We start from the raw sequence: 6,705 nt of genomic DNA on the forward strand, positions 1-6,705 counted from the left end.
ATGTTCCTATCCTCTCGGTTGAATCAAGCCCTCCACCACACCCGGGGCGATCCACTGTTGCGTAAGCAGGCACCCAGGGCGTGGAAACGGTGGGCGACAGCGATCTTCACCGCGCTCGACGGGCAGACGGTGGTGGTGTCGGGCACCGACGCAGCCGGGCTCGTCCTGCCCCAGTTGGCGACGTCGCTGGCGCAGACACGCCAGTCGCGAGACGAAGTCTTCGCCCGAATCGAGGAGCTAGTCGAAGCACATCCGCTTTTCGGACGCCTGACGTCGATGCCGGCAGTCGGCGTCAGGACAGCGGCGAGGATCCTCACCGAGGTCGTGGGTAAGGACTTCGATTCTGCCGGACACCTCGCATCGTATGCCGGACTGGCACCGGTGACATGGCGGTCAGGGACATCGATCCGAGGCGATCACTCGTACCGGCGGGGGAACAAGGTCCTCAAACGAGCGTTGTTCCTATCCGCGTTCGCGGCGTTGAAAGACCCGCTGTCGAGGGCGTATTACGACAAGAAACGTGCCGAACATAAGAAGCACAACCAGGCCCTGATCGCGTTAGCGCGCAGGCGCTGCAACGTCCTCTACGCGATGTTGCGCGATGGTACCTACTTCCACGCACCCGAGGCGACAGCCGTTGCCTGAACCTAGTTGAAGCGAAGTTCTTGATCAGTCCGGGAAACAGTCCCCGGACCGATCATTCCTGCCCTTCGGACCCGGCTAGATACTCTTGAAGAAACTGCCCACTGCCCCTTGACTTAAAACATAGGGGCACCCCCCCGCAGTGCCGCTCAGGCACCCCAGAGTTCGGGACACCCGAAGGGTGCCGTCAAGTACGCGGACAGACTGATCACCGCCTACGGCATCGGTGATGCCGTGGTCGTGGATCAGCTCGCCACGAAGAACGTCGTCGCTGCCCTCGCCGAGCACAACGACGGGCACGCCACACGTTGGCATCGCACGTCAGCCGATTCCGGCAAGGGATACACCTGGGTGTCCTACACGAACCTGGACACACATGAGGTCATGAATCTGACAGTGAGAAACGCGACCGCCGCGAACAAGGGCCGCGATGCCGTTCGTGAGGTCGAGTTCGTCGGCTGAGAACGACCCATTGACATCCCGTTGACCAGATTCTGGTCGGCATCTTGTCAGCACGGCTGACCAGCTCGGTAGACTCGGGAACCATGGTCGCCTTGAACGAAATCCCCCGTCGCCGCTACACCGCTGGCCCGACACCGCTCGAGCAGCTCCGGCGACTGTCCGCCGAGCTCGGCGGACCGCAGATCTGGATCAAACGCGATGACCAGCTGGGACTGACTCAGGGCGGGAACAAGACACGCAAGCTCGAGTTCCTCATCGCCGACGCTCTGAAGCAGGGCGCGGACACCGTCATCACCGTCGGCGGGATGCAGTCCAATCACTGTCGACTGACCCTGTCCGCTGCACGAGTCGAGGGTCTCGACTGTCACCTGATCGTCGAAGAGGATCTCGGACCCGACGGCACCTCGCTCGGCCCGGCAGGGTCGAACCCGCCGGAGTACACGGGAAACTTCCTGCTCTTCGATCTTCTCGGCGCGAATTCGGTCACGGTGCTCGGCCACGGAGCTGACCTCCTCGGCGAGGCCGAGATTCTGGCCGAGAAGCTGCGCGGCGAGGGCAGGATCCCCTATGTCATCCCGGTGGGCGGGTCGAATCCGATCGGCGCGCTCGGCTACGTCGACTGTGCCGTTGAGATGCTCGACCAATTCGCCGAGGCGGGGCTGGATTCGCCCACGATCGTCACGCCCAGCGGTTCGGCCGGAATGCAGGCCGGACTCATCGTCGGCCTCCACAGCGCAGGAAGCGATGCTCAGGTCATCGGCATCAACGTCAGCCGGACACAGGCGGAGCAGGAACCGAAGATCGTGAACCTCGTCGACTCCACGGCGCAGTTCCTCGACCTGCCCACGGTCCCTCGCGCAGCCACAGTGGGACTCGGCGATTATGTCGGGACGGGATACGCTCTGCCGACCCCCGGGATGGTCGAAGCTGTGCGTCTCTTCGCCCGCACCGTGGGCATCGTCCTCGACCCGGTCTACACCGGCAAGGCAGCGGCCGGCCTCACCGACCTCATCAGATCCGGCCGTTTCTCTTCCGATGACGAGGTCGTGTTCATCCACTCCGGCGGAGTCCCCGGACTCTACGCCCGCTCCCAGGCGTTTGCCTGAGCACCACTCAGCTCCCACCACCGACGGAAGGCACACAGATGACAGTTTCGACAGCAGACCTGTGGGACGAACGCGGCGACGAGCTCTATTCGATCGCCCTGAACTTCGGCGATTTCGGAGCCAAGACCTCATTCTCCGGACCGGCCCGCACCATCCGCTGCTTCCAGGACAACGGCCTGGTCAAGCAGACCCTCAATCAGCCAGGCGACGGCGCCGTGCTCGTCATCGACGGTGACGGTTCGATCGCCACCGCCCTCATGGGTGACATGATCGCCGAGGCCGGGGTCCGAAACGGCTGGAACGGTGTCGTCATCAACGGCGCTGTCCGCGACCGTGAAGCTCTGGCCGAGATGGAATTCGGAATCAAGGCTCTGGCCAGCAATCCGCGCAAGAGCGCGAAAGACGGTGCCGGTGAGATCGACGTGACCGTGGAGATCGGCGGCGCGACGATCCGCCCAGGAGCGATGGTCTTCGCCGACGCCGATGGTGTCGCCATCGAAAAATAGAGCAGCCGCGGCTCAGCGATGAATGGTGTCGAAGCTCTGTTCGGCTGAGTCCCAGATGTCGGCAACGTCGATCTGACCGTCAGCGGTGAGATCCTCGACGGTCGAACGGTCGTAGAGGTATCTCCATTCCCCCGCCGCGACGTCTCCCGTGACCACGAGGATGTCGTAGTCGAAGGCCGCCTGTGAGGTCGCCTGGACGATGAACGCCGTGGCTTCCAAGTCCTTGGCCCTGCTCTCATCGGAGGCGAACTCGACATGGAGGCGTTCGGGTTCGGCCTCCCGGTTGAAGTCGGGGTTCGTCTCGGACTCGAGACTCACCTCGACACCGTCCAAGGACTGCGCCACATAATCCGAGAGCTCATCAAGGGAATCGAAGCCCTGCTCCACGACGACCAGAGTCGCCGTCGGAGTCGTTTCGGGTTCCGCCGATGAGCCAGAATCGGAGCCGCAGCCGCTGAGGGCGATGAGTGCGGCGGTCAGGAGCCCGGCGAGAGCCGGGGCGGACTTCGAATCGAACCTCATGGCACCAGCCTATCGACGAGAGTGCGCTGGTGCCGCATCGAGTCAGTCACTCAGAGCGTGGGGCTTCAATGGGATCGGGTTCCCTTCGGCGCGGATCGGGAATAGGACCATCAGCCTCTTGGTTGAATTTTCAACTAGATCGATCTAGACTGGACCCAACAGCCCATCCGCTCAGGAGAACAGCATGACCACCACCCCCATCCAGGCACCAACTTCCACCGCCCCGCAGACACCCGCCGTCGATGAGAAACGACTCACCGCGGCCACCGGAATGGACGCGGTGACCCTGCGCGTCGGCGACCTCGAGAAGATGTCGAACTACTACTCGAACGCTCTGGCGATGGAACCACTCGAAGAGACCGCCCGCGATGGCGAAGCCCACCGCGTGCTCGGCCGCGGCACCACTCCCCTGGTCAAGCTCGTGGCCACCCCGGGCCTGCCCGGAGTCGACGCCAAACAGGCCGGCCTGTTCCACACCGCCTTCCTGTTCGACACCAAGGAAGCCTTGGCCGCCACGGTCGCCCACGCAGCGCAGAACACCAACAGCACCTTCGTCGGCTCCAGCGATCACCTTGTCAGCCAGGCGTTCTACTTCACCGATCCCGAAGGCAACGGCATCGAGCTCTACGTCGACCGCGCCCGTTCGGAATGGACTCACTCGCTCGACGGTGAGGTCCAGATGGACACGCTCTACCTTGACCCGAACCGCTTCCTCGAACGCCACCTGAATCAAGACGTCCTCGCGAACACTGCCGCCGAACCCGGCATCGTCGGCCACGTCCATCTGCAGGTCGGCAACATCCCTCAGGCTCGCGAGTTCTACGTCGATGCCCTCGGCTTCGAGCCGTCGCTGTCAACAATGCCCGGAGTCCTCTTCGCGGCGGCGGGCGGATACCACCACCACGTCGCCATGAACACCTGGAACAGCCGCGGCGCCGGTCCTCGCGCGGCCAGCCTCGGCCTCGGGGACGTCGCGATCACCGTTCCCGGGCGCGAGGACCTCGACGCGCTCGTCGCTCGCCTGCGCACGCACAACCTCGAGTTCGCTGACGACGGACGCTCCGTGCGCGTCGTCGACCCGTGGGGCACGCAGGTGACCCTGGCCACCGGAACCAGCTCCATCGGCGAGACCCTGGCGCGCTGACGACCTGCCGGTGCGAGAATATCTCCACCGGATAGAACGCGCTGAGGCGGGTGATGCTCAATGGCATCACCCGCCTCAATCGTCTGCGTCGAGATCAGCTCGTGGAGTGCACTCGCTCGACAGCCGCCTGCGGATGCAGGTCGAGTCGACGCAGCAGCTGAGCGTTGAGGGCGACGACGATCGTCGAGATCGACATCAGGATCGCACCCACGCTCATCGGCAGCACGAATCCGACAGGAGCGAGCACTCCTGCCGCCAGCGGCACCGACAGCAGGTTGTACCCGGCCGCCCACCACAGGTTCTGCTTCATCTTCCGGTAGGTCGCCCGAGAGAGTTCGACAATCGAGAGCACGGACCGCGGATCGTCGGAAGCGAGGATGACTCCGGCAGAGCCGATGGCCACATCGGTTCCGGCCCCGATGGCGATGCCGACATCGGCCTGCGCGAGCGCTGGAGCGTCATTGACACCGTCACCGACCATCGCCACACGACGCCCCTCCCCCTGCAGCTCGGAGACCTTCGCCGCCTTGTCGGCGGGATGAACGCCGGCAAAGACACGGTCGATGCCGAGCTCGGAGGCCACAGACTGCGCGACCGCCTCGGCGTCTCCGGTGATCATCACGACCTGTGCACCGATGGCGTGGAGAGCATCGACGGCATCGCGAGACTCCGGCCGGATCTCATCGGCCAACCGCAGGGCACCGACAGCAGATCCGTCGACGAGCACGTGGAGGATGATGGCACCTTCGGCGCGCCAGGCCTCCGCAGACTTCGCCTCGGGGGCATCGTGCGCCTCGAGCAGTCTGGGACCACCGACCTCGACCGTCTGGCCCGCGATGACAGCCTTGACCCCCACCGCAGGTGACGACGAGAAGTCGGAGGCTCTCGGCACGTCGACCCCCCGTTCAGCCGCAGCCGTGACGATGGCGGCGGCCAACGGGTGCTCGCTGTCGGCTTCGGCCGCAGCCGCCAGGCCGAGCACTTCGCTCTCGGTCCGCGTGGCCCCGGCGCCCTCGACGACTTCGATGGCGGTGACCGTCGGCTGACCCTTCGTCAGGGTGCCGGTCTTGTCGAAGAGCACGGAATCGACCGTGCGCATCGTCTCGAGCGCGAGCCGGTCCTTGACGAGGACGCCGGCACGGGCGGCACGTTCGGTGGCGATCGACACGACCAGCGGAATGGCCAGACCCAAGGCGTGAGGACAGGCGATGACGAGCACGGTGATCGTGCGCACGACCGCCGAATCCGGCATGCCGATGAGCGACCAGACGACCGCGGTGATCACGGCAGCGCCGAGAGCGAACCAGAACAGCCAGGCCGAGGCTCGATCGGCGATGCGCTGGGCTCGCGATGACGAGCTCTGAGCGTCGGAGACCAGCTTCTGGATACCGGCCAGCGTTGTGTCGTCACCGATCGCGGTGATCTCGACCCGAAGCCCGGAATCGGCGGCGACGGTGCCGGCCACAACCGAGTCGCCTTCGCCGCGTCGGACCGTCGCGGATTCTCCGGTGACCATGGATTCGTCCATATGGGCCGAACCGTCGATGATCCGTCCGTCGGCGGGCACCGAGGCACCGGGTCGAACGAGGACGATGTCCCCGACGACGAGGTCGGACGGAGCGACGCTCACCGTCTCCCCATCGATGATCTTCTCGGCCTCATCCGGCAGCAGCGCGGCGAGACTGTCCAGCGCCGAGGTGGTCAGTGCCAGTGAGCGCATCTCCATCCAGTGACCGGCGAGCATGATCACGACCAGCAGAGCCAGCTCCCACCAGAAGTCGAGCTGCGGGTCGAGCAGACCCAGCGACGATCCCCAAGACGAAACGAAGGCGACCGTGATCGCCAAAGCGATGAGCAGCATCATGCCCGGGCTGCGCCCCTTGATCTCGTCGAGTCCGCCGGTCAGAAACGGCTTTCCGCCCCACACGTACATGACGGTGCCCAGGATCGGCGAGAGCCATCTGAGCGCACCGAGGATGCCGGTCTCGGGAACCTCGTATCCGACGAGGTGGCCGAACATCGGACTGAATGCGACGACGGGCACGGAGATGACGAGCATGATCCAGAACAGCCTCCGGAACTGCGCGACGTGATCGCCATGGCCGGCATGACTCGCGTGGCCCGAATGGCCGGAGTGGCTCTCGTGACCGGAGTGGTCGCCATGACCACTGTGGTCATGGCGAGCGTGATCGGAGTGGGCCATGGTCTCAGTGTGCGCGGAATGGCCTGTCTCAGCAGACTGCATTCCGTCATGACGATGATTCTGCGGCTTGTCCATACCCACAATCTATACCCCTCGGGGGTATAAATCAATGGTGATGCC

At 64.7% G+C, this 6,705-nt stretch carries 7 protein-coding genes; 5 read left to right on the plus strand and 2 right to left on the minus strand.

Translation table 11 applies throughout. The features are described 5' to 3' along the window. From ACTIIH_RS05475 to rraA, 4 genes are all read left to right on the plus strand, one after another. A partial coding sequence (locus ACTIIH_RS05475) for a transposase (RefSeq protein WP_441450983.1) occupies positions 1-645 on the plus strand: 645 nt, incomplete at its 5' end. Between the two features lie 237 nt (positions 646-882). After that, positions 883-1,104, plus strand: coding sequence for a hypothetical protein (locus ACTIIH_RS05480; RefSeq protein ID WP_441450985.1), 222 nt, complete (start codon positions 883-885; stop codon positions 1,102-1,104). An 83-nt stretch (positions 1,105-1,187) separates the two neighbouring features. Then, positions 1,188-2,210, plus strand: a complete 1,023-nt coding sequence (locus ACTIIH_RS05485; RefSeq protein ID WP_441450986.1) for a D-cysteine desulfhydrase — start codon at positions 1,188-1,190, stop codon at positions 2,208-2,210. Positions 2,211-2,248: 38 nt separating this feature from the next. Continuing rightward, positions 2,249-2,716, plus strand: coding sequence for a ribonuclease E activity regulator RraA (rraA, locus tag ACTIIH_RS05490; protein WP_441090950.1), 468 nt, complete (start codon positions 2,249-2,251; stop codon positions 2,714-2,716). Positions 2,717-2,728: 12 nt separating this feature from the next. Here the strand turns inward: rraA and ACTIIH_RS05495 are convergent, their stop codons facing one another. Next, positions 2,729-3,238 (minus strand): hypothetical protein, encoded by a 510-nt coding sequence (locus ACTIIH_RS05495; protein ID WP_173156675.1) that lies wholly within the window; start codon positions 3,236-3,238, stop codon positions 2,729-2,731. 184 nt (positions 3,239-3,422) lie between these two features. Here ACTIIH_RS05495 and ACTIIH_RS05500 point away from each other — a divergent pair, with 184 nt between their 5' ends. Further along, a complete protein-coding gene (locus tag ACTIIH_RS05500; RefSeq protein ID WP_441090951.1) occupies positions 3,423-4,382 on the plus strand; it encodes a VOC family protein in 960 nt (319 codons plus the stop codon). Positions 4,383-4,476: 94 nt separating this feature from the next. Here the strand turns inward: ACTIIH_RS05500 and ACTIIH_RS05505 are convergent, their stop codons facing one another. After that, positions 4,477-6,585, minus strand: coding sequence for a heavy metal translocating P-type ATPase (locus tag ACTIIH_RS05505; RefSeq protein WP_441090952.1), 2,109 nt, complete (start codon positions 6,583-6,585; stop codon positions 4,477-4,479). Positions 6,586-6,705 lie beyond the last annotated feature (120 nt).

It is taken from the genome of Brevibacterium sp. (assembly GCF_052105255.1).
In the GTDB taxonomy this organism is placed as follows: domain Bacteria; phylum Actinomycetota; class Actinomycetes; order Actinomycetales; family Brevibacteriaceae; genus Brevibacterium; species Brevibacterium linens_B.

Excerpts from the sequence above, each read along its gene's own strand:
- ACTIIH_RS05485 (WP_441450986.1), top strand. The coding sequence starts at position 1,188 with ATGGTCGCCTTGAACGAAATCCCCCGTCGCCGCTACACCGCTGGCCCG.
- ACTIIH_RS05500 (WP_441090951.1), top strand. The coding sequence starts at position 3,423 with ATGACCACCACCCCCATCCAGGCACCAACTTCCACCGCCCCGCAGACA.
- rraA (WP_441090950.1), top strand. The coding sequence starts at position 2,249 with ATGACAGTTTCGACAGCAGACCTGTGGGACGAACGCGGCGACGAGCTC.
- ACTIIH_RS05505 (WP_441090952.1), bottom strand. The coding sequence starts at position 6,585 with ATGGCCCACTCCGATCACGCTCGCCATGACCACAGTGGTCATGGCGAC.
- ACTIIH_RS05495 (WP_173156675.1), bottom strand. The coding sequence starts at position 3,238 with ATGAGGTTCGATTCGAAGTCCGCCCCGGCTCTCGCCGGGCTCCTGACC.